Origin of the sequence: Corynebacterium sp. HMSC071F07 (assembly GCF_001810285.1) — a bacterium.
GTDB classification, from domain to species: domain Bacteria; phylum Actinomycetota; class Actinomycetes; order Mycobacteriales; family Mycobacteriaceae; genus Corynebacterium; species Corynebacterium simulans.
Genome location: NZ_KV800694.1, coordinates 174358 through 199519, shown reverse-complemented (window position 1 = coordinate 199519; position 25162 = coordinate 174358). Strand labels below are relative to the sequence as shown.

26 protein-coding genes, 3 tRNA genes and 1 pseudogene are annotated in these 25162 nt (G+C 59.1%); 17 read left to right on the top strand and 13 right to left on the bottom strand.

From position 1 onward, the window contains the following. The 5 genes from dnaA to gyrB all read left to right on the top strand — a co-directional run. The coding region (gene dnaA, locus HMPREF2724_RS13055) for a chromosomal replication initiator protein DnaA (RefSeq protein ID WP_246818188.1) at positions 1 to 979 on the top strand (979 nt) is incomplete at its 5' end. Between the two features lie 545 nt (positions 980 to 1524). After that, positions 1525 to 2706, top strand: a complete 1182-nt coding sequence (gene dnaN / locus HMPREF2724_RS02650) for a DNA polymerase III subunit beta (RefSeq protein ID WP_082778674.1) — start codon at positions 1525 to 1527, stop codon at positions 2704 to 2706. Continuing rightward, positions 2706 to 3872 carry a DNA replication/repair protein RecF gene (gene recF / locus HMPREF2724_RS02645; protein ID WP_070586989.1) on the top strand — a complete coding sequence of 389 codons (1167 nt, stop codon included), beginning with the start codon at positions 2706 to 2708 and terminating at the stop codon, positions 3870 to 3872. Before dnaN ends, recF begins: the two co-directional genes overlap by 1 nt. After that, positions 3865 to 4386, top strand: coding sequence for a DciA family protein (locus tag HMPREF2724_RS02640; RefSeq protein WP_070432484.1), 522 nt, complete (start codon positions 3865 to 3867; stop codon positions 4384 to 4386). The genes recF and HMPREF2724_RS02640 overlap by 8 nt, the downstream gene beginning before the upstream one ends. Positions 4387 to 4528: 142 nt before the next feature. Further along, the gene (gene gyrB, locus HMPREF2724_RS02635; protein ID WP_070432485.1) at positions 4529 to 6583 is read left to right on the top strand and encodes a DNA topoisomerase (ATP-hydrolyzing) subunit B; all 2055 of its coding nucleotides are present in this window, start codon (positions 4529 to 4531) and stop codon (positions 6581 to 6583) included. Between the two features lie 84 nt (positions 6584 to 6667). Here gyrB and HMPREF2724_RS02630 read toward each other — a convergent pair whose 3' ends face one another. The 5 genes from HMPREF2724_RS02630 to HMPREF2724_RS02610 form a co-directional block, all read right to left on the bottom strand. Continuing rightward, the gene (locus HMPREF2724_RS02630; protein ID WP_083306074.1) at positions 6668 to 7354 is read right to left on the bottom strand and encodes a nitroreductase; all 687 of its coding nucleotides are present in this window, start codon (positions 7352 to 7354) and stop codon (positions 6668 to 6670) included. 32 nt (positions 7355 to 7386) lie between these two features. Next, positions 7387 to 7824, bottom strand: coding sequence for a DUF6918 family protein (locus HMPREF2724_RS02625; RefSeq protein ID WP_070586987.1), 438 nt, complete (start codon positions 7822 to 7824; stop codon positions 7387 to 7389). Between the two features lie 33 nt (positions 7825 to 7857). Further along, positions 7858 to 8214 carry a hypothetical protein gene (locus HMPREF2724_RS02620; RefSeq protein ID WP_062036501.1) on the bottom strand — a complete coding sequence of 119 codons (357 nt, stop codon included), beginning with the start codon at positions 8212 to 8214 and terminating at the stop codon, positions 7858 to 7860. A gap of 126 nt (positions 8215 to 8340) precedes the next feature. Next, positions 8341 to 8610 carry a cell filamentation protein Fic gene (locus HMPREF2724_RS02615; RefSeq protein ID WP_070586985.1) on the bottom strand — a complete coding sequence of 90 codons (270 nt, stop codon included), beginning with the start codon at positions 8608 to 8610 and terminating at the stop codon, positions 8341 to 8343. Further along, on the bottom strand, positions 8607 to 8819 hold the full coding sequence (locus HMPREF2724_RS02610) for a hypothetical protein (protein WP_061925542.1): 213 nt from the start codon (positions 8817 to 8819) through the stop codon (positions 8607 to 8609). The genes HMPREF2724_RS02615 and HMPREF2724_RS02610 overlap by 4 nt, the downstream gene beginning before the upstream one ends. Before the next feature lie 78 nt (positions 8820 to 8897). Here HMPREF2724_RS02610 and gyrA point away from each other — a divergent pair, with 78 nt between their 5' ends. The 9 genes and pseudogenes from gyrA (at position 8898) to HMPREF2724_RS02570 (ending at position 14153) form a co-directional block, all read left to right on the top strand. Beyond that, positions 8898 to 11462 carry a DNA gyrase subunit A gene (gene gyrA, locus HMPREF2724_RS02605; protein ID WP_061925545.1) on the top strand — a complete coding sequence of 855 codons (2565 nt, stop codon included), beginning with the start codon at positions 8898 to 8900 and terminating at the stop codon, positions 11460 to 11462. A 3-nt stretch (positions 11463 to 11465) separates the two neighbouring features. Then, positions 11466 to 11810 (top strand): DUF3566 domain-containing protein, encoded by a 345-nt coding sequence (locus tag HMPREF2724_RS02600; RefSeq protein ID WP_062036487.1) that lies wholly within the window; start codon positions 11466 to 11468, stop codon positions 11808 to 11810. A 166-nt stretch (positions 11811 to 11976) separates the two neighbouring features. Beyond that, positions 11977 to 12053 (top strand) — tRNA-Ile (locus HMPREF2724_RS02595). Positions 12054 to 12062: 9 nt separating this feature from the next. Beyond that, positions 12063 to 12135: transfer RNA gene (locus HMPREF2724_RS02590), tRNA-Ala, on the top strand. A gap of 302 nt (positions 12136 to 12437) precedes the next feature. Then, complete coding sequence (locus HMPREF2724_RS02585) at positions 12438 to 12647, top strand: hypothetical protein (RefSeq protein ID WP_005325312.1); 210 nt, start codon at positions 12438 to 12440, stop codon at positions 12645 to 12647. After that, entirely contained in the window at positions 12647 to 13027 is a 381-nt protein-coding gene (locus tag HMPREF2724_RS02580; RefSeq protein WP_061925555.1) for a hypothetical protein, read from the top strand. The genes HMPREF2724_RS02585 and HMPREF2724_RS02580 overlap by 1 nt, the downstream gene beginning before the upstream one ends. A gap of 142 nt (positions 13028 to 13169) precedes the next feature. Then, positions 13170 to 13343 carry a hypothetical protein gene (locus tag HMPREF2724_RS12785; RefSeq protein WP_158510289.1) on the top strand — a complete coding sequence of 58 codons (174 nt, stop codon included), beginning with the start codon at positions 13170 to 13172 and terminating at the stop codon, positions 13341 to 13343. Positions 13344 to 13406: 63 nt separating this feature from the next. Beyond that, positions 13407 to 13625 (top strand): annotated as a pseudogene (locus HMPREF2724_RS02575) (succinate--CoA ligase subunit alpha); the annotation flags it as partial. 42 nt (positions 13626 to 13667) lie between these two features. Further along, entirely contained in the window at positions 13668 to 14153 is a 486-nt protein-coding gene (locus tag HMPREF2724_RS02570; RefSeq protein WP_061925562.1) for a MarR family winged helix-turn-helix transcriptional regulator, read from the top strand. 6 nt (positions 14154 to 14159) lie between these two features. Here HMPREF2724_RS02570 and HMPREF2724_RS02565 read toward each other — a convergent pair whose 3' ends face one another. Together HMPREF2724_RS02565 and HMPREF2724_RS02560 are read right to left on the bottom strand one after the other, a co-directional pair. Next, positions 14160 to 14708 (bottom strand): DNA-3-methyladenine glycosylase, encoded by a 549-nt coding sequence (locus tag HMPREF2724_RS02565; RefSeq protein WP_070586977.1) that lies wholly within the window; start codon positions 14706 to 14708, stop codon positions 14160 to 14162. Beyond that, positions 14708 to 15556, bottom strand: a complete 849-nt coding sequence (locus HMPREF2724_RS02560; protein ID WP_062036480.1) for a polysaccharide deacetylase family protein — start codon at positions 15554 to 15556, stop codon at positions 14708 to 14710. Before HMPREF2724_RS02560 ends, HMPREF2724_RS02565 begins: the two co-directional genes overlap by 1 nt. Before the next feature lie 175 nt (positions 15557 to 15731). On the opposite strand from HMPREF2724_RS02560, the gene HMPREF2724_RS02555 reads away from it, so the two are divergent. Then, positions 15732 to 15804 (top strand) — tRNA-Ala (locus tag HMPREF2724_RS02555). A 181-nt stretch (positions 15805 to 15985) separates the two neighbouring features. On the opposite strand, the gene HMPREF2724_RS13450 is transcribed toward HMPREF2724_RS02555, so the two are convergent. The 5 genes from HMPREF2724_RS13450 to HMPREF2724_RS02530 form a co-directional block, all read right to left on the bottom strand. Further along, entirely contained in the window at positions 15986 to 17767 is a 1782-nt protein-coding gene (locus HMPREF2724_RS13450; protein ID WP_070455753.1) for an ABC transporter ATP-binding protein, read from the bottom strand. Beyond that, positions 17764 to 19338 (bottom strand): ABC transporter transmembrane domain-containing protein, encoded by a 1575-nt coding sequence (locus HMPREF2724_RS02545; RefSeq protein WP_070455752.1) that lies wholly within the window; start codon positions 19336 to 19338, stop codon positions 17764 to 17766. Before HMPREF2724_RS02545 ends, HMPREF2724_RS13450 begins: the two co-directional genes overlap by 4 nt. Positions 19339 to 19429: 91 nt before the next feature. Then, entirely contained in the window at positions 19430 to 19633 is a 204-nt protein-coding gene (locus HMPREF2724_RS02540) for a hypothetical protein (protein WP_062036471.1), read from the bottom strand. Between the two features lie 117 nt (positions 19634 to 19750). Continuing rightward, on the bottom strand, positions 19751 to 20560 hold the full coding sequence (locus tag HMPREF2724_RS02535) for a hypothetical protein (protein ID WP_070455751.1): 810 nt from the start codon (positions 20558 to 20560) through the stop codon (positions 19751 to 19753). A gap of 99 nt (positions 20561 to 20659) precedes the next feature. Then, positions 20660 to 21535, bottom strand: coding sequence for a GDSL-type esterase/lipase family protein (locus tag HMPREF2724_RS02530; RefSeq protein WP_168162615.1), 876 nt, complete (start codon positions 21533 to 21535; stop codon positions 20660 to 20662). Between the two features lie 309 nt (positions 21536 to 21844). Between HMPREF2724_RS02530 and HMPREF2724_RS02525 the strand changes: the two genes are divergently transcribed. Then, on the top strand, positions 21845 to 22768 hold the full coding sequence (locus HMPREF2724_RS02525) for a methylenetetrahydrofolate reductase (protein WP_070455750.1): 924 nt from the start codon (positions 21845 to 21847) through the stop codon (positions 22766 to 22768). After that, positions 22765 to 25038 (top strand): 5-methyltetrahydropteroyltriglutamate--homocysteine S-methyltransferase, encoded by a 2274-nt coding sequence (metE, locus tag HMPREF2724_RS02520; protein WP_070586975.1) that lies wholly within the window; start codon positions 22765 to 22767, stop codon positions 25036 to 25038. Before HMPREF2724_RS02525 ends, metE begins: the two co-directional genes overlap by 4 nt. On the opposite strand, the gene HMPREF2724_RS13445 is transcribed toward metE, so the two are convergent. Continuing rightward, the coding region (locus HMPREF2724_RS13445) for an HAD family hydrolase (RefSeq protein ID WP_141748315.1) at positions 25018 to 25162 on the bottom strand (145 nt) is incomplete at its 5' end. The genes metE and HMPREF2724_RS13445 overlap by 21 nt on opposite strands.

Below are 25162 nucleotides of genomic sequence, written 5' to 3'. Positions count from 1 at the left end.
CCGCTTTGCCAACGGCGCGGCGGTGGCCGTAGCGGAAAATCCAGCGCGTGCTTATAACCCACTGTTTATTTGGGGCGGCTCCGGCCTAGGCAAAACCCACCTGTTGCACGCCGCGGGCAACTACGCGCAGGTTCTGCATCCGGGTCTGCGCGTGAAGTACGTTTCTTCCGAGGAATTTACTAACGACTACATCAATTCTTTGCGCGATGACCGCCAGGAGTCCTTCAAGCGGCGTTATCGCAATCTGGACATCTTGATGGTTGATGACATTCAGTTCTTGGAGGGTAAGGAATCGACTCAGGAGGAGTTCTTCCATACCTTTAATGCACTGCATCAAGCCAATAAGCAAATCATTTTATCTTCTGACCGTCCGCCGAAGCAGCTGACCACCTTGGAGGATCGCCTGCGCACTCGCTTCGAAGGTGGTTTGATCACGGATATTCAGCCGCCAGATCTCGAGACCCGCATAGCCATCTTGATGAAGAAGGCAGCTGCGGACGGCACCGAAGTAGATCGATCTGTTCTAGAGCTCATCGCTTCGCGCTTCGAGTCTTCTATTCGCGAGCTTGAAGGCGCGCTGATTCGCGTTTCTGCTTATTCCTCTTTGGTTAACGAACCGATCAGCTTAGAGATGGCGGAGATCGCATTGCACGATCTCGCGCCCGATGCAGCGGGACGTGAAATTACGGCAACCGCGATCATGGAAGTAACAGCAGAGTTCTTCGACATCGACGTCGAGACCCTGCGTGGTGCGGGCAAGAAGCGCGCCGTCGCTCATGCCCGCCAGTTGGCTATGTATCTCTGCCGCGAGCTGACTGAGCTTTCCTTGCCGAAGATTGGTGATCAGTTCGGAGGCAAGGATCATACGACTGTCATTTATGCCGATCGCAAGATCCGTAAGGAAATGACAGAAAACCGCAATACCTACGATGAGATCCAGGCGCTGACGCAAAGGATCAAGAACCACAGCCGTTCTTAAAACGCTTTCTGCAGCTAGAAATATAACCCGCCACCTGCACTTAGGTGGCGGGTTATTTTTATCCACAGCGTTATTCACATCTGTGTAATTTCATTGTTGTAATTCATAGATCTTCGACACATTTTTGTTTTTCACAAAGCATTCGCCCTAATCAGGAGCTTGTGATCAATGCTGTGATCAAATTCCACAATCCTGGGGATAGATTGTGGATAAAACCGGCACCCCTCCGGTTACTCACAATTTATGTAATTTGATCACACTGATCCCACAGCCACGATCACAGCGCGGATCGGGCCCGTCACCTTGCCTTTTAGGGCGTTATCCACAGATCCCACAACGGTTATTACTACTACTAACTATTTTTCCTGATCCCTTAAGTAAAAAGGGGATGTGTGTAATTCTCGCCCTCGCCTCGGCCCGAGGCGCCAGGCCGCGAGTAAATTACAAAAGTCTGTCGCACGGCGCCTATGCGGTAAGTTGGAAACAGCTTTTGTTACTTACAAAAATCAACCCAGCTAGAACCCAGCAAGGAGCTCATCGAGACCATGGACCAATCTGTGTCATTTCGTGTTGCCAAAGATGATCTGGCCAACGCAGTTGCTTGGGTAGCCCGTAGTCTGCCTTCCAAGGTGACGCAGCCTGTTCTTCGCGCGATGCTTATCACCGCCGATGACAATGGTTTGGAATTCACCGGCTTCGACTACGAAGTTTCTACTCGCGTACGCATCGCGGCAATGATCGACGAACCAGGCCGCATCGCCGTCGCCGGTAAGCTGCTCGCAGACATCGTTGCCACCCTTCCGAACAAGGAAGTCGAGATGACCCAGCAGGATTCCAAGGTCCTGCTCACCTGCGGTTCTTCCCGCTTCGAGCTGCCTATCATTCCACTCGATGATTACCCGCAGCTGCCGGTTCTGCCGGAGGTCACCGGCACCATCAACCCACAGCTTTTCGTTGAGGCCATCAGCCAGGTCGCATCCGCTGCCGGCAAGGATGACACTCTGCCGATGCTGACCGGCGTGCATATGGAAATCAACGGTTCCCACGTCGAAATGACTGCTACCGACCGTTTCCGCCTGGCCATGCGCACTTTCGAGTGGGATCCGGTATCCCCTGACGTAAAGGCAAAGCTGCTGGTTCCTGCGAAAACCTTGCAAGACACCGGCCGCTCCCTTGATACTCACCTCAACATCCCAGTGGAGATCGCGGTAGGCACCGGCGAAAACATTGGCGCAGAGGGCCTGTTTGGTCTGCACGCGGATAACCGCGAGACCACCACCCGCATGCTGGATGCAGACTTCCCAAACGTCTCTCCGCTGCTGCCAAAGACGCATACCGCAATGGCCAGCATCGAGGTTGCTCCGCTGCAGGAAGCCATCCGCCGCGTTTCCCTGCTGACTGATCGCAACGCCCAGATCCGCATGGACTTTTCTGAAGGTCAGGTCACCCTGGCAGCTGGCGCGGATTCCGGTAAGGCAGACGAGACTTTGCCTTGTGCATTTACCGGCCGCGATGAATTCACCATCGCCTTTAACCCGGGCTACCTCAAGGATGGCCTGGCCGTGGTCCATACTGACCGCGTGGTCTTCGGCTTCACTGAGCCTTCCCGCCCAGCAATTATGATTCCGGAGCCAGAGGAGATGCCGATGGCAGATGAGGATGGAGTCTTCCCAACCCCGGAGACCAACTTCACCTACCTTCTGATGCCGGTCCGTCTGCCAGGTTAATGTTCATACGCGAACTCGACGTCCGGGATTTTCGCTCGTGGCTTGAGCTACATATTGAGCTCGGCCCGGGGATCACTTTGTTCGTCGGACGCAACGGTTTTGGCAAGACCAACATCGTCGAGGCGATCGGGTACGTGGCCCACCTGTCCTCGCACCGTGTTAGCCACGACGCGCCGTTGGTACGTCAAAGTGCCGCTAATGCCAGAATCTCCACCACTGCCGTCAATCAGGGCCGCGAGCTTACCGCGCATCTGCTCATCAAACCGCACGCGGCTAACCAAGCCCAGATCAATCGCACGCGGCTGAAAAGCCCGCGCGAGTTATTGGGTGTAGTCAAAAGCGTGTTGTTCTCGCCTGAGGATCTCGCGCTCGTGCGTGGTGAGCCGGCTGAGCGGCGCACCTACATGGATGACATCATCGCCTCGCGTACCCCGCGCTTAGCTGGGGTAAAGGCGGATTATGACAAGGTCTTAAAGCAGCGCAATGCGCTTTTAAAGTCGGCGTCGTCAAGCCTGCGCCGCGGCTACGATGACGCCGATGGTGCCTCGGCTTTGGCCACGTTGGATGTTTGGGACGCCCAGCTCGCACATCTAGGCGCGCAGGTGATTCAGGCACGCCTCGCGCTTGTCGACGCCTTAAGCGAGCTGATCCCATCCGCCTATTCAGGCCTGGCCCCGGAATCGCGGCCAGCCCACATCGAGTACAAATCTACGATCGACGTCTCTGACCGCGACGTACTGGAAGCCGTGATGCTCACCGAGCTTGCCGCTAAGCGGCAGCGCGAGATCGAGCGTGGCATCTCCCTGGTGGGCCCGCACCGCGATGATCTCGTGCTCAACCTCGGAACGCAGCCGGCAAAAGGCTTTGCAAGTCACGGCGAGACCTGGTCATATGCCATTTCATTGCGCCTTGCCGAGTTCAACCTCTTGCGCGAGGAAGGCACCGATCCAATTTTGATCCTCGACGATGTTTTCGCCGAACTCGATGCTAAGCGCCGGGAGAAGCTTGTGCACCTAGCCATGGAAGCTGAGCAAGTGCTGATCACCGCCGCCGTGGATGAGGACCTGCCCGGCAACCTAGAACCGATCGTGCGCTATGAAGTCTCCGTTCGGGATACTCAAGAGGGGCGGATTTCTGAAATTACAAAGGTGAGCGACGATGACTGATCCTATTCAGGATTTCTTTGATCGTGTGCGTTCAAATTCCAAGAACGCTCCCAAACTGGATAAGCCAGCGCCGAAGATGAAGATCAGTCACGATGCACCAGCGAAGAAATACCGCGTGGGCAGGCCCACCGGCCCCGATGGCAGGCGGCAGCGTCGCAGCCTGGATATCCCCAGTCTCGGTGCCACGCTGAACAAGGAGATTGTGCGCCGCGGGTGGGAAAACGAGCTTGCTGATGGTTGGGTCATGGGCAATTGGGCCAACCTGGTGGGCGAGCGCATCGCCGCGCACACGAAGCCCGAGCGAATTAAGGACAAGGTCGTCTATATTTCTTGCGACGCCTCCGTGTGGGCCACCGAGCTGCGCTATCTGCAACGCCAGATCTTGCGCAAAATCGCGGACCGCCTCGGGCCCGACGTCATCGTTGAACTGCGTATTCAAGGCCCCAAGCAACACCGCAATTATCAGGGCCGGCAGTGGGTGAAGCCGCAAGGCTCGCAAGATACCTACGGATAGCCGCCGCGGGAGAAAATCCAGATCGAAAAATCGGGCTAAATTCCGCCCTCTCACTGGTGTGGAGTGCTCTCTAGTAGGGGGACACCGTGTAGAATAGCTAAAGTCTTAGATTTTGCTATAGCCAAAAGGAGTACACGTTTCCGTGGCTGAAGAACACGCATATGGTGCTAGTTCCATTACCATCTTGGAGGGCCTCGAGGCCGTCCGCAAGCGTCCAGGTATGTACATCGGTTCCACCGGCGTACGCGGTCTCCACCACCTGATTTGGGAGGTCGTGGATAACTCGGTCGATGAGGCCATGGCTGGTTATGCCTCCAAGGTCGTCGTCAAGCTGCTCGCCGACGGCGGCGTTGAGGTTATCGATGATGGCCGCGGCATCCCTGTGGAGATGCACGCCTCCGGTGCGCCGACCGTCCAGGTTGTCATGACCCAGCTGCATGCCGGTGGTAAGTTCGACTCCGATTCCTACGCAGTCTCCGGTGGTCTGCACGGCGTCGGTATCTCCGTTGTGAATGCTTTGTCTACTCGCGTTGAGGCAGAGATCAAGCGCAACGGCAAGCACTGGTATCAGAACTTCTCTAACGCCATCCCAGATGAGCTGGTCGAAGGCGGCAATGCTCGCGGTACCGGTACCACGATCCGTTTCTGGGCCGATCCAGAGATCTTCGAGACCACGGATTATGACTACCAGACCATCGCACGCCGCCTGCAGGAGATGGCCTTCCTGAACAAGGGCCTGACCATCGAGCTCATCGACGAGCGCGTTACCGAGGAGCAGCTCGAGCTTGAGGCAATTGCCGACGCCGAATCCGGCGAGACCGCCCTGGACGCTGAGTCCTTTGACGACGTCGACGTCGATTCCGAAGCAGACGGCCCGAGCGAGGATAAGCCGGCAAAGAAGCTGCAGAAGAAGGTTGTCTACCACTACCCAGACGGCCTGATTGACTACGTCAAACACCTCAATAAGACCAAGACCGCCATCCACCCCACCATCGTCGCTTTCGACGTCAAGGGTGAGGATCACGAGGTCGAGGTCGCTCTGCAGTGGAACCAGGGCTATAAGGAGTCCGTCCACACCTTCGCCAACACCATCAACACCCATGAGGGCGGTACCCACGAAGAGGGTTTCCGCGCCGCGCTGACCTCCTTGATGAACCGCTACGCCAAGGAGCACAAGCTGGTCAAGGAGAAGGACGGCAACCTTTCCGGCGATGACTGCCGTGAGGGCCTTTCTGCCGTCATTTCCGTCAAGGTCAGTGACCCACAGTTCGAGGGTCAGACCAAGACCAAGCTCGGCAACTCTGAGATTAAGGGCTTCGTCCAGCGCGCCGTCAACGAGCACGTCAACGACTGGTTCGATGCCAACCCGGCAGAGGCAAAAGCGATTATCAACAAGGCCGTTTCCTCCGCGCACGCACGCGTCGCAGCGCGTAAGGCCCGCGAGATGGTGCGCCGTAAGTCCGCCACCGATTTGGGCGGCCTGCCCGGCAAGCTTGCCGATTGCCGTTCCAAGGATCCGAAGATCTCCGAGCTTTACATCGTGGAGGGTGACTCCGCAGGCGGCTCCGCAAAGGCCGGCCGTGACTCCATGTTCCAGGCAATCCTGCCGCTGCGCGGCAAGATCCTGAACGTGGAGAAGGCACGCATGGATAAGGTTCTTAAAAACGCCGAGGTCCAAGCGATCATCACCGCTTTGGGCACCGGTATCCACGAAGAATTCGACATCTCCAAGCTGCGCTACAACAAGATCGTGCTGATGGCCGACGCTGACGTTGACGGCCAGCACATCGCGACCCTGCTGTTGACCCTGCTCTTCCGCTTCATGCCGCAGCTGGTTGAGGATGGCCACGTCTACCTGGCTAATCCGCCGCTGTACAAGCTCAAGTGGGCAAAGGGCCAGCCTGGCTATGCCTTCTCCGATGCTGAGCGTGACAAGCTGCTGGCAGAAGGCCTCGAAGCTAATCGCAAGATCAACAAGGACGATGGCATCCAGCGTTACAAGGGCTTGGGTGAGATGAACGCATCCGAGCTGTGGGAGACCACGCTGGACCCAACCACTCGTATCCTGCGGCGTGTGGATCTGGAAGACGCACAGCGCGCCGACGAGCTCTTCTCCATCCTGATGGGTGACGATGTCTCGGCTCGCCGCTCCTTCATTACCCGCCGCGCGAAGGACGTTCGCTTCCTGGACGTGTAAAGCCAAAGGCTTTACACGAGCCAGAAGAAACTTGCGCCCTGCACTTCCTCGAATGGGAGAGCAGGGCGCTTTCTGCAATTTGGCCTAGATGTCCAAGTCGATGCCGTGCAGGGTGACCGTCTCAGAAAGATCGGCGCGGCCCGGCTCTACGTTGAACACGGGGCTGTCTTCGTCCGCCTTACCGAAGGCGATGGCGACGACCATCTTCTGCTCCTCATCGATGCCGAGAAACTCGCGGGTGGTCGGCGCCATGAGCGAAATCATGCCCAGCGGGGTTCCGTTATAGCCGTGGGCACGCAAGGAAAGCAGGAAGTTTTCTGCATAAGTGCCCTGATCAAAGGCATCACGAATGCGATCGCCCATCGGCGGGATATAAAGAAGTGCTGCGTGCGGGGCGCCAAAGAAGCGGAGGTTTTCGCGCACGAACTCGGTGCGGCCCTCCTTATCCTCACGGGCGATTCCTAGGATGCCGTACATTTTCTTTGCCAGCTCAACGGAACGGGAAGGGTGTACGCCCTCGCCGTAGTCCAAGGTGAAGTCCGGATTGATGCCGTTTTCATTGAACTCGGAGATGAGCGCATCAGAAAGCTCGCGGAGCTTCTCACCGCTAACCACGTGCACGTCCCATGGCTGCGTATTGGAATTAGACGGTGCAGACTGGGCGTCGATAAGCACCTGCTTAATAACCTCTGCCGGAACTGGTTCTGGCAGGTAGGCGCGGGCGGAGTGGCGGCTGCGGATGAATTCAGAATAGTTATTGCTTGAAGTCATGCGCGCCAGACTACACCTTCTTACATATGGGGCTACATATGCTTTTGCAAAATGCGCGCGAGCTCCGGAACCTGGGGCTCAATAATTTTAGCGATCTTGTTGCGTAGGGAGTTATAGGTCTTTACCAGCGCCGGATTATTTACCTGGTCTGCATTACGATCGGCCACACCCAAGATGGAATCTGCCACCTCTTTGTTGTTTCCCGCCAGGTAGGTGCCGAAATCCTCCTGCGGGGAGGAATCAAATTCCTGCCAGTACGATTCCATCTCGCCGAGGAGATCCGGCAGGGTGCGGTTGATACCTTTTGAGACGATGTCAGCGTCGACCTTCTTCGCCGCAGCCACTGCGCCCTTGATGGCCATGCCGGTGATGCCGGATTGTTCGGAGACAGTGTTATCGACCAAGGAAACAAGCGCGGTGACAACGCTGGTGCGGGTTGGCTCTTCCAGGAGCTGGGAAAGATTAGACATGGCAGTAATCTTACTGAAACCCGAATGCGGCAATTAGCCCTTCAGAGCAGCAATCTGATCTGCAAGTTGGGTTAAGCCATTGTCACGAGCAAGACGCTCGAGGTCGAGGTTCGGGACGCCCTGGGTAAGAAGTGCCGGAGCGAAATCGGTCACCAGCTTGAAAATAAGCGCGGCGCCAGCGACGGAACCGCCGATGATGATGCCCAAATCGAGTGGGGAAGAGCCGGTGAGAGAGGAAGTTTCCTTGCCTTGCTTGAAATTAGGATTGACCTGGTTTTCCCAGGTGTTGGTGGTCTCAGGGGTGCTGGAGGCGGCGGTTGCGGCTGGGGTGACAGCGGTGCTAAGGGATACTGCTACTACGCCCGCAGCGATGGCTTTCTTCAGAGACATGTTTTCCTTTCCTACGCGTTGCATTGACGCTTCAGTCATTCCTCAAGGCCAAGCCGCGCGGATATTCGAGGGAATAGTTAAGTGTTACCAGCTATAACTTACATAACTCGGGCAACAAAGGATAGGTCAGCGCAGGCTAAGACGTGATTCCGTCTCCATGAATACTCGGGCGCTAAGTGCTGCGAAGGCGCGGTTGTGCTTATTAAGGGCTGGATAAGCCACCAATATCTGCTGCATCGCATGAGCTGCTTGCTGCCGGTTTGCGTGGACGGGGATGCCATCAATTCGGGCATTTGAGACGCTCGCGGCGGCAACTAAAGCGCCAAAGTTAGTCACCGTGGTTTTGTGTTGCGCGCAGAATTCGCGCGCGATGAGAAGGAGCTGCTCTGCGGTCATGATCGGGCCCTGCGGATTTCTGCCTCGAGCTCGGCGCGGCCGGGCAGGAGCTGGCGTGCGGCGTCTTGGACCGCGGCGTCGGAAAGCGTGCGCGCCGCAGCCGCCACAACTGCACGCACCACCGCCTCGTGCTTGGAGGTGCCTTGCGCGGAAGCCAGAAGGGTCAGCGCGTGATCCTGTTCTGCTGTAAGACGAAGAGTCATAGCCATGGCCCGATGGTATCACCGTGGTATCACTAGCGCGGCGTAGCCGGCGGGAGAGGGGCGCAGAGGGTAGAATTTGCCGTTATGAGTGACCAAAATGACGATCTCTTTGATCGTATTCAACCGATTGATATCAACGAGGAGATGGAGTCGAGTTACATCGACTACGCCATGTCCGTCATCGTCGGCCGTGCTCTGCCAGAGGTACGCGACGGCCTGAAGCCGGTGCACCGCCGCATCCTTTACGCGATGTTCGACTCCGGCTACCGCCCCGATCGCGGCTACGTGAAGTCCGCCCGCCCGGTCTCGGACACCATGGGTCAATTCCACCCGCACGGTGACTCCGCAATTTATGACACGTTGGTGCGTCTGGCGCAGTCCTGGAACATGCGCTACCCGCTGGTCGACGGCCAGGGTAACTTCGGTTCCCGCGGCAACGACGGCCCAGCGGCAATGCGTTACACCGAGTGCCGCATGACCCCGCTGGCCATGGAAATGGTCCGTGACATTCGCGAAAACACCGTCGACTTCTCCCCGAACTACGACGGCAAGACCCAGGAACCGGACATCCTGCCTTCCCGCGTTCCAAACCTGCTGATGAACGGCTCCGGCGGCATCGCCGTTGGTATGGCCACCAACATCCCGCCGCACAACCTGAACGAGCTGGCTGAGGCTATCTTCTGGTTGCTGGATAACCCAGAGGCCTCCGACGAAGAAGCGCTGGCAGCCTGCATGGAGCGCGTGAAGGGTCCGGACTTCCCAACCGCCGGCCTCATCGTTGGTGACCAAGGCATCAAGGATGCCTACACCACCGGCCGCGGCTCTATCCGTATGCGCGGTGTGACCTCCATCGAGGAGTCTGGCTCCCGCCAGACCATCGTCATCACCGAGCTGCCGTACCAGGTCAACCCGGATAACATGATCTCCAACATCGCGGAGTCCGTGGCCAACGGCAAGATCGCCGGTATCTCCAAGATTGAGGACGAGTCCTCCGACCGCGTCGGCATGCGCATCGTGGTCACCCTGAAGCGCGATGCCGTCGCTCGCGTCGTGCTCAACAACCTCTACAAGCACTCCCAGCTGCAGACCTCCTTCGGCGCCAATATGCTCTCCATCGTCGATGGCGTGCCGCGCACCCTGCGCCTGGACCAGATGCTGCGCTACTACGTTGCGCACCAGATCGAGGTCATCGTTCGCCGTACCCAGTACCGCCTGGATGAGGCCGAAAAGCGCGCCCACATCCTGCGTGGTTTGGTCAAGGCCCTCGATATGCTCGACGAGGTCATCGCGCTTATCCGCCGTTCCCCAACGGTCGACGAAGCGCGAGAAGGGTTGAAGGAGCTTCTCGACGTCGATGATGTACAGGCAGACGCCATCCTCGCGATGCAGCTGCGTAAGCTGGCAGCCCTGGAGCGCCAGAAGATCATTGACGAGTTGGCTGAGATCGAAGAGATCATTGCTGACCTCAAGGACATCCTCGCCCGCGAGGAACGCCAGCGTCAGATTGTCCACGACGAGCTCGCTGAGATCGTTGAAAAGTACGGCGATGAGCGCCGTACCCAGATCGTGGCCGCTTCTGGCGACGTCACCGACGAGGATCTTATCGCCCGCGAGAACGTGGTCGTCACGATCACCTCCACTGGCTACGCAAAGCGCACAAAGGTTGATGCCTACAAGGCGCAGAAGCGCGGCGGCAAGGGCGTGCGCGGTGCGGAGCTCAAGCAGGACGACATCGTCAAGAACTTCTTTGTCTGCTCCACGCACGACTGGATCCTCTTCTTCACCAACTTTGGCCGTGTTTACCGCCTCAAGGCTTATGAGCTGCCGGAGGCAGGCCGTACCGCACGTGGCCAGCACGTGGCTAACCTGCTGGAGTTCCAGCCGGAGGAGAAGATCGCACAGGTCATTCAGATTCAGTCCTACGAGGACGCTCCTTACCTCGTCCTGGCTACCAAGCAGGGCCGCGTCAAGAAGTCCCGACTCACCGATTACGAGTCCGCACGTTCTGCCGGTCTAATTGCCATCAACCTCAACGAGGGTGATGCGCTCATCGGCGCGTCCCTCGTCGACGAAGGCGATGACATCCTGCTGACCTCTGAGCAGGGCCAGGCCATCCGCTTCACCGCTGACGATGACCAGCTGCGCCCGATGGGCCGCGCCACCGCCGGCGTGAAGGGCATGCGCTTCCGCGACGATGACCAGCTTTTGTCCATGTCCGTGGTTCACGATGGCGAGTACCTGCTGGTTGCCACCTCCGGCGGCTACGGCAAGCGCACCGCTATCGAGGAGTACACGCCACAGGGCCGCGGTGGCTTGGGTGTAATGACCTTCAAGTACACCCCGAAGCGCGGCAAGCTCATCGGCGCTATCTCCGTCGATGAGGAAGACGAGATCTTCGCTATCACCTCTGCTGGGGGCGTCATCCGCACCGAGGTAGGCCAGATTCGTCCTTCCTCCCGCGCCACCATGGGCGTGCGCCTGGTCAACCTCTCCGACGACGTCGAATTGCTTGCAATCGACCGCAACGTTGAGGACGATGGTGAGGAAGACGCTCAGGCTGTGGCCAAGGGCGAGAAATCCGTTGAGGACGTTCAGCAGGAACACCTCAAGGTTGCGGATTCCAAGAACGCAGCAGATAGCGAGGAGTAATCCATGGCAAGACGAGACGTAACCCTTACGCGGATCTCACCGATTTCGGCCTTCCGCGTGGGCTTGGCGATGTCTCTCGTCGGGCTTATCGCATGGCTGCTTGCCGTGTGCCTGCTCTACTTTGGCCTCGATCAGGCGGGAATCTGGGATTCTCTCAACAGCCTAGTCGGCGGAGTGGGCGGCGCCTTCGAAGTGACCTTCGGTGTGGTCTTGTCTATCTCTGCTCTCTTCGGCGCAATCGTGGCGGTGTTCAACATGCTGCTGGCGCCGCTGCTCGCGGTACTTTATAACGCCATCGTGGACGTCTTCGGTGGTTTCAAGCTGGGTATCCAGTCTGGTCATGGCTAAAGCCCGAGCCTGCTAGCCCACATCGAACCGGCATCGTCTTTTAGGTTTAAATTCTTAAGAGACGGTGCCGGTTTCGCTTTTTAAACAACCTGCTAAAACCTTGGCTGCGCTGGCGATTTGTGTATTTGTCGGATCGGTATGTAAAGTTACTTCTCGTTCCGCACAGGGGCCTATAGCTCAGTCGGTTAGAGCGCATCGCTGATAACGATGAGGTCGCAAGTTCGATTCTTGCTAGGCCCACCACGGAACAATGGGGCATTAGCTCAATTGGTAGAGCATCTGCTTTGCAAGCAGAAGGTCAGGAGTTCGATTCTCCTATGCTCCACAGCCCGGAACCCGGCACCGTAATGGTGTCGGGTTCCTTTGTTGCTTCGGGGCGTGCACCGTTCCTGACACGGGGCTAAGTAGCAAAATTTCGTCCGCATGCCCTTCTGCTACTTTGCCCGAGGTGACTAATGGGTAGACACTCATTGGAAACGCCCGGTCGCAAGAAAAAAGACCCCGCCACCTCAGGAGTTGGAATCCTTAACGTGGTGAGCGGAGTCCTCAACGTTGCGAACGCAACAGCGAAGTTTGGCTGTCAACCTATGGTTGACTTGTTTAGTCTCCTGTCGGTAGACTACCGTTATGAAGCGAAACGCCGTCATCAAGAAATTGAAAGCGGAAGCTAAGCGGCGTGGTCTTGAATTTGAGGAAATCGCCCTATCGCGCCATGACGCTTATCGGGTAGGCAGCACAACCCGAACCTTAGGTAGGCACCGTGAGATTGACGATGTGACAGTCAAGAAGTTTTTCGACCAATACGCCCAAGAATTAGGGAAAGGCTGGTGGAGGTAATGACCACGACATACACAGTAACCGCAGAACGTGGAACCAGCGGAGTATGGGTGCTCGAATGCGCCGAACTAGGGGCAGTGTCTCAAACTAAGCGGCTGGCTAATGCTGCCGACGAGATGCGCGAAGCACTGGCCTACCAGGCAGGCCTAGACCCAGACGAACTCAACATTATTGTTGATGTTGTTCTTCCACCGGACCTTGCGGAAATGAAAGCTCGCGCCGAAAAAGAACGCGAAGAAGCGGCACGACTGGCCGCTGCAGCACAGGCAAGCACTCATGACCTCGCTGTTGCAATGAGAAACGCTGGAATGACCGTACGAGATATGGGAACAGTCCTCGGCGTGTCTTACCAGCGCGCTCAAAAGCTCGCAGCATCCTAAAAGGAGGACATCACACTGAAAGCGAAAGTTGCCCAGCACGCGCATGATACACACGCGTACTGGGCGTTTTTATCGGCCGGTGGACTCGTGTGCGTTAGCCGCGCGTGACGGTGGGCTTGCAAGGTAGTCCCCAGTTGGTGGTGTGGGCAGCGTTAAACGGCTCGGCCTGGTCGAGGATCTGGTGTCCCATCTTGGCCGCTTCGTGTCCGAAATGTTTGTTCAGCATCTGTCCGGTGGCGGTCGCGTCGAGTTCTTCGCGGTTGAGAAAGTCTGGAACGGTGATGTCCTCATGCTCGGCGGGCTGGTCTTTAAATAGGCCAATAAACTCACGGGTGGCAGTACTTAAGTTTACTCTCGTGTTTGATGGAAGTTACTGGACGACTACACCAAGGAGCACGTGACCAAACCGGTGGTGGCCAACATTGCTGGTTTTACCGCGCCGGAGGGCAAAACCATGGGGCACGCAGGAGCGATTGTCTCTGGAGGATCCGGAACCGCAGAGGGCAAGAAGGCTGCGTTAGAGGAGGCCGGCGTGAAGGTCGACAAAACCCCGAGCCAGGCGGCGCAGCTTCTCCGGGAAGCGCTGAAATCTGCCTAGCAGATGCTTAACAAATAAAGCTTCATTGCTAGAATTAATTTCATGACCGAGAAGGATAAGAAGTGGCTCGATGAGGAGGAACTCGCTTCCTTTGTATCCCTCATGGGAGTCACCATCCGCTTAACCAACATTCTGGATGCCCAGCTGCGTGACGACGCCGGCTTGAGCTTCTTCGAGTACACCGTTCTGTCTCGTCTTTCTGAGTCGGAGAATCGTGAGATGCGCATGCGCGACCTTGCGTACACGGCGAACGGCTCGCTCTCACGGCTTAGCCAGGTGGTCACGCGCTTGGAGAAGCAAGGTTGGGTTACGCGCCGTCCAGATCCGAATGATGGCCGCACAACGCTGGCGCAGCTTACCGACGCCGGCTGGGACAAGGTTGTCGCCACCGCGCCTGGGCACGCCGCCCAGGCGCGTCGTTCCGTGATGGACAACCTCACCCGCACGCAGGTGCGCCAGCTCAACCAGATCAACGATCGCATCCTCGCGGCCATCGAGAGCGATGAACGCTACGGCGGGCGTTACTAGGCCTCATTAGCTCGGCGGCAGGCCTCTGCGCGCCGAGACGGTCTTGTCGAAAGGAATCCAAAAGCGCAGTGGTGCGTCTTTGTTCTTACTGATACCAATGCGAGGGCCTCGAACCCATTCCGGTTCGGAGGCCCTTTCCTTGATCGTGGGGATAGCGTCGTTGTCTGTGAGGTCGAGTCCTAACGCCTTACCGAGGTTCCCCGGCCCACGGGCGAGGTTATGGAAGTCGGTGGTGCCGCGGCGTCGGAAAGCGAGCTCGGTACCTTCGATGACCTCGCCTCCGCGCAGCAGACATCCTTGGCCCGTGCCCTCCGGGGCACACACGATGTTGCCGTTGCGGTGGATGCCGTAGGAGGCATAGACGTAAAGGCGCCCGGGTGGGCCGAACATCGCCGCGTTGCGCGGGGTCTGGCCGTTGTAGGTGTGCGCTGCCTCGTCATCCTCGCCGAGGTAGGCCTCAACCTCGGTGAGGCGGATGCTGACGCCATTGAAGGTGAGCGTGGCACTCAAAAGCTGAGGCGCCACCACGTCTGCGGGAGCCGAGAAATCAATCATTAGCCCCGAGAGTAGTACTGCTTGCCCGGCTGTGGGTTGGGGACAAGGGTATCGAGGCTGACCGGCTCGAGGCCCTTGGCGCGCAGGCCGTCGATGACGCAGCTGGCAGCATTAACCGTGGTGGCGTGGATATCGTGCATGAGGATGATGCCGCCCGGCTGCGCGCCGCTGACTGCAGCGCTGCATACGTGCTCGGAGTTGCGGTCCTTCCAGTCCAGCGTGTCCACGGACCACATGGCCTCGGCTTGGCCGTTGGCTTTGGCCGCGGCGTCGACAGTGCCGTTTGTGGCGCCGTACGGTGGGCGTAGCCAACGAGGGCTCTGGCCGGTTGCTGCCTTGATGGCGCCGGCACCCGCCTTGATTTCCCCGTCTATGTCGCCGGCGGCGAGCTTGTTCAGTTCGCGGTGCGTGTTGGTGTGGTTGCCGATGGTATGCCCCTCTGCCTGCATGCGGCGCAGCAGCTCTGGGTGGGCTGTGGCGTTAGGGGCGAGCACCATGAAGCTGGCGTGTGCGTGTTTTTCGCGCAAGGTGTCGAGCAGCTGGTTGGTTAGGGTGCTGGGGCCGTCGTCGTAGGTGATGGCGACGCAGTTGGAGCAGTCAGACTTTTGCGTCGGTGCAGGTGCTGGGCTTGGGGTGCGCTTTTGCGGCGCAGGTTTCGAAGAACCGAGCTCTGGTGGCAAGGAGTTTAGGAAGTCGTTATTGAGTTTCTCGGCTTCTTGCTGGAGGTTCGGCAGCTGCATCTGTGGCAAGTTGGGGACCGGGAAGGGCGATGCCGGCGCTGCGTGGGCTGAGACTGGAAGTGCGGCGGTAAGTAAGAGTGCAGCGGTAGCGGCAGCGAGGCGGCGCATGCAAAAGCCTTTCTAACGAGGGTGTTTCTGTTCCTAGATTATGGTCACCGCCGTTTCTAAAACCGTAGTGACACGCAACCAGAGTGAAAAGAGTTAACTACTGCGACTGATGGGACTCCCGGCCGGGCCAGCGATTTTCTTTCTGCGATACCCCTGGGGTAGCATTAAACGCACAGGGGCATTAGCTCAATTGGTAGAGCATCTGCTTTGCAAGCAGAAGGTCAGGAGTTCGATTCTCCTATGCTCCACAGCCCAGAAACCCGGCACCATTCGGTGCCGGGTTTCGTCGTTCCTGCGTTGCCCTCGGCCCGCCGCTTCCGAGACTCGCTTCTGCATCCCCCACAAAGGGAGCCAAGCAAAGGGACCACCCTCGAAGAGAGGAGAAATGAAGGAGAGAAGGGGAGGAAGTTTAGTCGGGCCAAGTTTGGCTTAGTGGCCGTGCTCCCACTGCGCATAAGCCTTGGCGTAGCGCCCACCGCGCGCCATGAGTGAGGCGTGGTCGCCGTCTTCGACGATTTCGCCCTGCTCCATCACGATGATGCGATCCGCCTCACGAGCCTGGTCCAAGCGGTGCGCCACCACAAGGCAGGTACGCCCGCGGGTGACGGCCCGGGCAGCTTCCTCAAGCACGGCGGCGTGTTCAGAGCCGGCCTCTGAGGTGGCCTCATCCATGATGAGCACCGGCGGCTGCCGCAGCACCATGCGCGCCAGCGAGATCTGCTGGGCGGCTTCGGCGCCCATCTCCTCGTTGCCGGCGCCGATGCGGGTATCGAGGCCGTCGGGAAGCCAGCGCGAGTCTTCCGTCAATCCCACCTCGTGTAGGGCTGCCCATAGTTCCGCATCGCTAGCATGTGGCCGGGCGAGCAGAAGATCCTCGCGCAGCGTGCCGGAGAAGAGGTGGACTTCCTGCGTAATCAGCGCGACGTGCTCGGTCACCCAGGTATTGGGCACCGTTGCGGTGTCGACGTTGTCAAGGCGGATGCTGCCCGCAGTGGGGTATTGCAGCCCGGCCACAAGTGCGGCCAAGGTGGATTTACCTGCGCCTGAGGTGCCCACCAGCGCGGTCGTGGTGCCGGCCGCCAGCGTGAGGCTAATGCCGTCTAAGACCTTGGCGCCGCCGGGGTAGGAGTAGCTCACGGCGTCGATATGCACCGCGGGGGCTTGCCCAAGCAGCGCTACTTCCTTGGTTGGCACGTCAGCGCCCAGCAGAGCCAGCGCCACAGCGCGGCCCAAGGAAGTTGCCGAATGCTGAATTTCCCCAGCGAAGAACAAGATGTTGAAAACGTGCATCTCTAGGCGCATGACCAGCAAGACCGCGGCCGTGGCCTGGCCTTGTGTGAGCCATCCCCACGCCACCATCGGAACCGACATTGAAAGTGAACCCAGCAGGAGCACGCCGAAAGCGATGCTGCCTTGGCCAATGATGCGGTTGATAAGCGGCACCTTGTCGCCCCAAGCCTGCACGGTGTGCCAAGAGTAGTCCTCCATGCGGCGCGTGGCCCAGCCGTCGAGGCGGAAAATCCGGAGGGTCTCCAAGGCGCGGATGGTATCCAGCAAGACGTTGTTGCGGCGGGCCTCCACGGTGGAGACGGCGTTGGCCACGGCGGGGATATCGCGAATCGTTCCCTTGATAAACGGATACATCACGGCGACTGCGAGCATGCACAGCAAAAGGTAAGCCGGGTGGATGAAAGCCATGGTTAGGAAAGTAAGCGGCAGAATGAAGATGGTGACGGCAAGGCGCTCACCCATCATGGCCACTGCCGTGACCACGGTGTCGATGTCCTTAGACAAGCGCGTGATCACGTTGCCGGTTCCCAGCTCCATCACGCGCGGCACGGGCGCGCGCAGCACCGAGTCGAGAGCTGCGGTACGCAGATCCACAGCCAGTCGGCGTGTGCGGGCGTTGATGAGGTAGCCGCCGAGCGCCCGGCCGCTGACCTCAACGAGGAGGCAGGCTGCGATGATCCATAGTGCAGCAATCATCGCCTTGCGCCCAGAGCCAATCACAGGGACTTCGCCACCCTGGATGATATCCACGAGGCGGCCGAGTACCTGCGAGCCCAGGTTCATCATCAGGATGGTCAGAGTGAAGATGCCGAATACCAGCGCCAGCTTCGCCTTCGACGGTGCGGAAGGCAGCGTGCGAAGGAACTGCCAGGACTCACGGGCGGAGGCAGGAGCTAGGGCATCTGCTGCGGGTTTACTCATAGTTCTAGCATCTCCTTCGCGTTAGCCGCCCACGTCGACGCGCCGCTGATTACGACGGTGATCTGGTCCTTGCGCAAGCGCGCCACGCGCTCAGCTACCGTCGCGAGTGTTAGCGAATCCAAGCCCGTGGTGGGGTTATCAAGCACCAAGATTTCCGGGTCCGCGGCAAGCGCGCGGGCAAGCGCAACGCGTTGGCGTTGACCGCCCGACAGGTTCAGTCCAGCCTCCCCAATGGGGGCATCCGGCAAGGCGCCAGAGTCATCAAAACCGTCGAGACGAGCGACGATGTCCTCGCAGGCCGCGGCCTCAAGCGCCGTGCGAACCTGCGATGCCGGGATGTTGCCGAGCGGATTGATGTTATCGGCCAGCGTTCCCTCCAGCACGGAAATCCGGTGCGGCGGGCACAGGGCGCCGTGAGCAGAAAGGCGGGATATGGTGGCGTCGACAAGCGCGCGCCCTTTGGTGGTCTCCGGTACCCAGACCTGCAGGCCAGGGCTTAAGGAAAGCGCATCGCCGTGCTTTGCGACGTCCCTTTTATCCAGGTCCTCCAGCAACTCACCGATGCGCTCCACGGAGGCCTGGGCCCGCGCCCACGCCTCGGTGAGATGGCCCAGCGCGATCCCAAGGACGTTGAGCGCCGGTGGGGCGAGCATCGTGATACTCATCATCCCACCTGGGGAAATATTGCCCAGGTACATCTGCCATGAGGTCCATGCGAGCAGACCGATGGTAAATGCGGTGGGCACCATCTGGCGCAACCAGTTCAACCAGACGCTAAGCCTTAGCTCGCGCAGCATGGCGTCGAGGGCGGTGTGTGCAGCGGTGCCAAAGCGTTGCTTGGCCACCTCGTTAGCGCCTAGACCTTTAATAACGCGGGAGCCCTGCGCGTAGTCCGTTGCGAGCGAAAGCGCCGTGTTTTCCTTGTGGCGGCGGGCTGCCGCCACTCTCGTTAACGGTTTTGCGGTGGCCCAAGATACCGCCGCGGTGACGACGGCACCTATCAAAAGCACGATGGAAACCACGGGCGAGATCGGTGCCAGGCTGAAAATCGCGCCCAGCAGATAGCCCACCATGGTCAGCGGAAAGTTGAGCACCTGCTTGAGCTGGCCGATGTAATGGGAATCCTCGTCCATCGTGTTGAGCAGGCGGCCTGGGTTAAGTCCGGAGGTAGAAGAGCGGAGCAGCTTCTCCAGCAGCCCGAGCCGCAGCGTATGCGTGGTGCGGGCCTGGCTGAGATCGGTGAAAGCATCCGCGGTGGCCTCGGCGAGATAGACGATGAAGAGCAGCAGTGCGGTCAACGCCACTGGAATGGCGAGCGTGCGCCAGGAAGGGTCGCTGAATGCGTATTGCGTGGCTTGGCCAATGACCACGGAGACAAGCGCACCCAATGGCGCGTTGATGGCGGCGGAGATGAGAATGCCGGCCACGCCCACCGGCTGCGCAAAGAGCAGGCGCCGGGTTGCGCTGCGGGGTTTAGACCAATTGGTGGTTTCGGTGAGAGAGGTCTCCCCGGCGGGTGGCTGGCTTGGCAGGTACCAAGACCAGGTTTTCATGCGAGGATAGACAGTCATAGCTGCTTATCCTATAAGAAAAGGCTGCCTTCCTTTGCTCGGATTATCCGGAAAGAAAGGCCGCCTTAGCAGGTTTTATGCTCTGCAGGTTCTATGCAAGGTGGTAATTCGATACGTCGTATCCAGAGAACTCGCGGTCGATACCGTTGTCATCAACAGAACGGAAGATAGTGCCGTTCTCAATCGCAAAGCGGAGATTGTCAACACGATGTGAAGGATCCCCGCTGACGGAGCCGGCTGGGAAGTAGTAGGTCGCTCCGCTCTTGAGCTTGACAATGAGAGACTCGAAGCTCATTTACTCTCCTTGAGATAGGTTCGAAATACTCAAGAATTCAATCAGCTCTAGGTCTCTTAATCAAAGAATTGAGATCAAGACAACTTGAGCGCTACCCCCTTGCTCGGGGGGATATTACTACTCCTGCTCGTCAGTCTGCAGGCGGTGCTTGCCCTCGTCCTCGCGGTCATCGGTGATGCGGGAGGTATCGGCCTCAGCGGCCGCAGCTTCTTCCTTGTGCTTTGCCAGCTGCTCATCGATGGAGCCCAGCAGCTCCTCATCGCGCTCGACGACGCCCTCTTCAGCGAGGTCGGAATCCTTCTTGAGGTCCTGCTCGGAGGTGGAAGTGTAGACCAAGGTGGAGCCCTCAGCCGCTGCGTTTGCGCCGCCACCGAAGTCCTCAACGCGAGGTGGAACCTCGGAAGGAGCTTCCTTGCGGATCTTGAAGAAGTAGTAAGCGCCGCCGGCAACTGCGGAGACAAGAGTCAGAATAAGAGCGAATGGCCAGAACTTGGAGCCCTTGTCTTCCTTGCGGAAGTTGACCTTCTTTGCCTTTTTCAGTTTCTTTGCGCTCTGCTTCTGCGCCTTGTTTGCGGCCTTACGTGCAGCCTTGGATTGCTTCTTTGCCTGCTTCTTGGTCTTCTTCTGCGCCTTCTTGGCATCCTTGCGAGCCTCTTCGAAGCGTTCAGATGCCTGCTTGCCAGCTTCCTGGCCGCGCTCCTTGAGCTCGGCGATGGTGCGCTCGAGACGCTCGTGGGCAGCCTGGGTTACAGCACCGGCGTTGCGGCGTGCCTCTGGGAAGAGATCCTTGCTGCGGCTTTCCGCACGTGCGGCGGCGCCTTCAAGGGCGGCATAAGCTTCGAGTTCTTTTTCCTCGCGGTAATCCTTGAAACGGCTCCACAGATTGTTCGCTAGACCGATGGAGGCGGAAATTGCGGTGGGGTTCATCCCAGATGCTCCTTAAATTAGTTTATGGTGCGCTTCACCCCAGCGTAGTGACGGCGCGAGGGCCCCGCCACTATAGCGTTTAATCCTTATGTGGATTTCCTAGCGTGCGAGGACGCGATCCGAAAGGATGCGCGCCACGCCAACGTTGCCGGAGTGGGTCAGGTGGTTGAAGAAGTTATGCGGCTCCGCAAACTCGTAGACGCCTCCCATCCAGCGCATGCCGGTCGGCGCACACATATTGTGGTCGATGGTGGCCGAACGTAGGTCAAAGTAGTCCACATGGTTTTCCTGGGCGGCCTGGAACATCGCATGGTTAACGTTGTCTTCGATGGTGCGTACGCTGCCCAGTGCGGAGAGGTTAGCGCCTAGGCCTGGGTTCTCCTTGATGCGGATTGGGCAAATGGAGCCGTTTGCCGCAGAGAAGGCTGGGTAGCCCACCAGGGTGATCTTGGCGTTTGGGGCGGCAGCGCGGATGCGGTTTATCTGATTGCGCATCGCGTTCTTATAAGCCGTGCGGTTCGGGTCAAGGATGAAGTTCGTGTTGACGACGTCATTGAAACCGAACTGGATCAGCACGTTGCGCGTGCCCGGGTTGAGGGTGTGGGTATCCACTGCGTGGCCTACCTGCTGGACAAAGTCCGAACGCGGCGTGGAGCCAGCAGCGGTAGCGCCGGAGCAAGCGTAGTTGATGACGCGCTGGCCCGAGGCGCGGCCGAGCTCGCGGCCAACGTTGGATGCGCCCTGCGGGCAACCCTGTGGGCTCGGAGCGCCTGGGTCGCTGCCGATCTTCATGGCGCTAGACAGCTCGGCAATGGGGGAGCCGATTTGATCGAAGGTGGGGTTGGCAAAAATGGAGTCGCCGAAGAGGATTGTCTCAGATTGCTGAGCCGATGCGGCTGCCGTTCCAAGAGCTGCGGTGGTTACTACTGCAGCGCAGACAGCAGAGAGCTTGGTCAAAATCTTATGTTTTTTCAAGAGAGAGCCTCGATGTCGTTTGCGTTTGGAGCTGGTCGCAACTTGTTTAAGAGAGGTGGTATAGACAAGTCTGACATTGGGAATTGGCCTTGATTTTACTGCTTTTTCAGGCCAGTTACCCCCGCCGCCACGCCTTCTAGGTAGACAGCTTGGTTCATTTTGGGCGATTTTTATTCGCGCTAATAAACGTTAACCCCGCAGGCAGAACCGTTTTAAAGATGGTACCTAAAATTTAGCCCTCCTTTCTTAATAGACCGCTTGGTACATTTCATCTCAACGAAATCGAAGTGACCAGCGAAGGAGGTGGGCATGACTCCGCGACTCTCGGCCTCTGCGCCTTTAGACCAAATCAATGAATGGACGGCTCGGGTGCGTCAGCGCACCGCGCTTTCCTTCGAAGTGATTCCGCCGCGCAACGACGCTGATGCGAGCAAGACATCTGAACTGCTTGCAGTGTTGCAGAGCTATCACCCTGATTACATCGCAGTAACCAGCTCGCAGCGCTCCGGATGGTTGCGTGGCACGGCCGCATTCATTGAGCAGATTGCGCGCACTACCTCGATGCGTCCCCTGGCGCATCTTGCTTGCACTGCCGGTAGCCCGGAGGAACTTAGCGAGTGGGTCGATGTACTCGTCGATTCTGGCGTCCGCGGATTCCTCGCACTGCGCGGGGATCTTCCGGAAGACGGCATGCCCGTGGGCTACCTGCAGCATGCTGATGAGCTGATCCGTCTCATTCGGCGTCGGGAAGCAGCGCAAGCGGCACGTTTCGCCGCAGGCAACCTGGCCGTCGGCGTGGCGTGCTATCCCAATGGCCATGCGGAATCAGCCAATGCTGATGAGGACATCGATGTCCTGCTGGCCAAACAGCGCTTGGGCGCGAACTTCGCCATAACGCAGCTCTTCTTCGACCCAGAAGACTATGCGCGCTTCTATCAACGCGCCCGGCTCGCCGGCGTGCGCATCCCGCTTATCCCCGGAATCATGCCGATGACCAGCGTGGCCCGCCTTGAGCGAATGGCGGGGCTGTCCGGGCTCGACGTCCCGCCAAAAGTGCGGGCAGCGCTCGCGGCAGCGGAAACCCCAGAAGAAGAACAAGAAATCGGTATGGAGCTCACGGCCGAACTCGCGCGCGGCGTTCTGCGCGCGGGCGCGGAGGGCCTCCATATATATACGCATAACAACTCAGCCATCACCCACGACCTACTGAGCAGAATCGGAGTAAATCGATGAACGCACCATTTCCTCACACAACCATCGAAGGCTATCCGCGCGTCGGCGCGAACCGCGAGCTAAAGCGCGCACTCGAGGCCTTCTGGGCCGACAAGATCGATGAGGAGACCTTCGAATCGGCCACGCACTCGCTGCGCCTTGATACCTATGCCCGCCTACATGACCTCGGCCTGCGTGAGGATTATGCCATCCCGGCGGACGTGGCCTATTACGATCACGTCCTCGAAACCGCGCTGACGGTGGGCGCAGTCGAGGGCGAAACCCTTGCCGATGAGTTCCGTCTAGCGCGCGGAAATGCACAGGCAGCACCACTGGAGATGACCAAGTGGTTTGACACCAACTATCACTACATCGTCCCAGAAATTGCTGACGAGCAGGAGTTTAAGGCGCGTCCGCAACGCGTGTTGAAGCTGGTGGAGGAAGCCCGGCAAGCAGGCCACAAGGTGCGCCCAGTGCTGGTGGGGCCTGTGACGCTGCTTGCGTTGTCTAAGCCGGCGGAAGGTTCCCACACCCAGCCTCTCGAGCACCTGGGCAAGCTGGTGGATTCCTATATCGAGGTGCTTGGGTACCTGCATGCGGCGGGCGTGGAGTGGATTCAGCTCAACGAGCCAGCGCTGGTGGCTGATCTGCAGTCAGCAGATGACGCTACGCTTGCCGACGCCCTTATTCAGGCCTACGAACGCATCCTCGGCACTGCGAAACGCCCACAGATCTACTTGACCACGCCTTATGGCGCAGCCCGCAGGGGATTGGACGCGATTGCGAAGCTACGCCCGGAAGCAGTCCAGGTGGACTTGAGCGTGGGAACCCTGGCGCTGGAACCGGATTATTTGGAGCGCGTAGCGCAGTTGCCGGTGCACGTGAGCGCGGGCCTGGTTGATGGCCGCAATGTGTGGGCGGCGAACCTGCGCGATCTGCGTGCCAAGCTGGAGCAGCTTCCGGGCGCCTCGGTTACTACCTCGGTATCTTTGCAGCACGTTCCGCATACCGTCGCTGCCGAAACCACATTGCCAGTTGACGTCGCGACGTGGTTCTCCTTCGCTGATGAAAAGGTACGCGAGGTCGTGGCCCTTTTCGCCGGCCCGCTCGACGCCCCAGAGGCTTATGCCCAGGCCGATCGCGCGGTGCGTACCCGGGCGGAATCGGCGCGCACGCATAACCGGGACGTCGCCAAGCGCACGGCAGGGCTGCCGGAAGGGCAGGTCCAGCGTCAGCCGCTGTTTGCCGAGCGCGTCGAGGAGCAGAAGTCCCTGGGCCTGCCGCAGCTTCCGACCACCACGATCGGTTCCTTCCCACAGACCCAGGAGATTCGTGCCGCGCGCGCCGCGCACCGCAAGGGCGAGCTTTCCGACGCCGATTATGAAAAGGCGCTGCGCAAGGAGGTCGCGCAGGTCATCGACCTGCAAGAACGCCTAGGGCTGGACGTACTCGTGCACGGCGAGCCGGAGCGCAATGACATGGTGCAGTACTTCGCGGAGCTGCTCGACGGCTTCGTGGTCACCGAAAATGGCTGGGTGCAGTCTTATGGCTCGCGCTGTACTCGTCCGCCAATCGTTGTCGGTGACATCTCCCGCCCGCAGCCGATGACGGTGGAGTGGGCCAAGTACGCGCAGTCGCTTTCTGCAAAGCATGTCAAGGGAATGCTAACCGGCCCGGTGACCATCCTCGCGTGGTCCTTTACCCGCGATGACGTGCATCAATCAGTCTCCGCGGACCAGTTGGGCGTGGCGCTGGCTGACGAGGTGCGTGACCTCGAAGACGCCGGCATCAGCATCATCCAGATCGACGAGCCCGCACTGCGGGAGCTGCTGCCGCTGCGTCAAGAAGAACGCCAGGCTTACCTTGATTGGGCAGTGCGTGCCTTCCGTTTGGTTGCCCTCGAGGCGCAACCGACCACCCAGATTCATACGCACCTGTGTTACTCCGAGTTCGGGCAGATCATTGATGCGGTGGCAGGCCTCGATGCCGATGTCACCTCCATCGAGGCGGCGCGCTCACGCATGGAGCTGCTGCAAGACATCGATGAGAAGTTCCACTCGGAGATTGGCCCAGGCATCTATGACATCCACTCGCCGCGCATCCCATCCGTGGCGGAGATGGCCGAGCTCATCCGTGCAGCATTACGCCATGTGCCGGCTGAGCGGCTGTGGATTAACCCAGACTGTGGTCTTAAGACCCGCGGCTACGCCGAGACGGAAGCGGCTTTGCGCAATCTCGTCTTGGCACGCGAGGAAGTGCTGGCCTCCGCGCTAGAACCCCAATTGGTCTAGGCCAGAAATATCGCCCGAGCCGTCGCGACGCAGGTGCACCGCTTGCAGCCCGGCGGCGCGGGCGCCCTCGACGTCGTTAGCCAGCGAGTCACCCACCATCAGCGTTTCTGCGGGAGTAGAACCC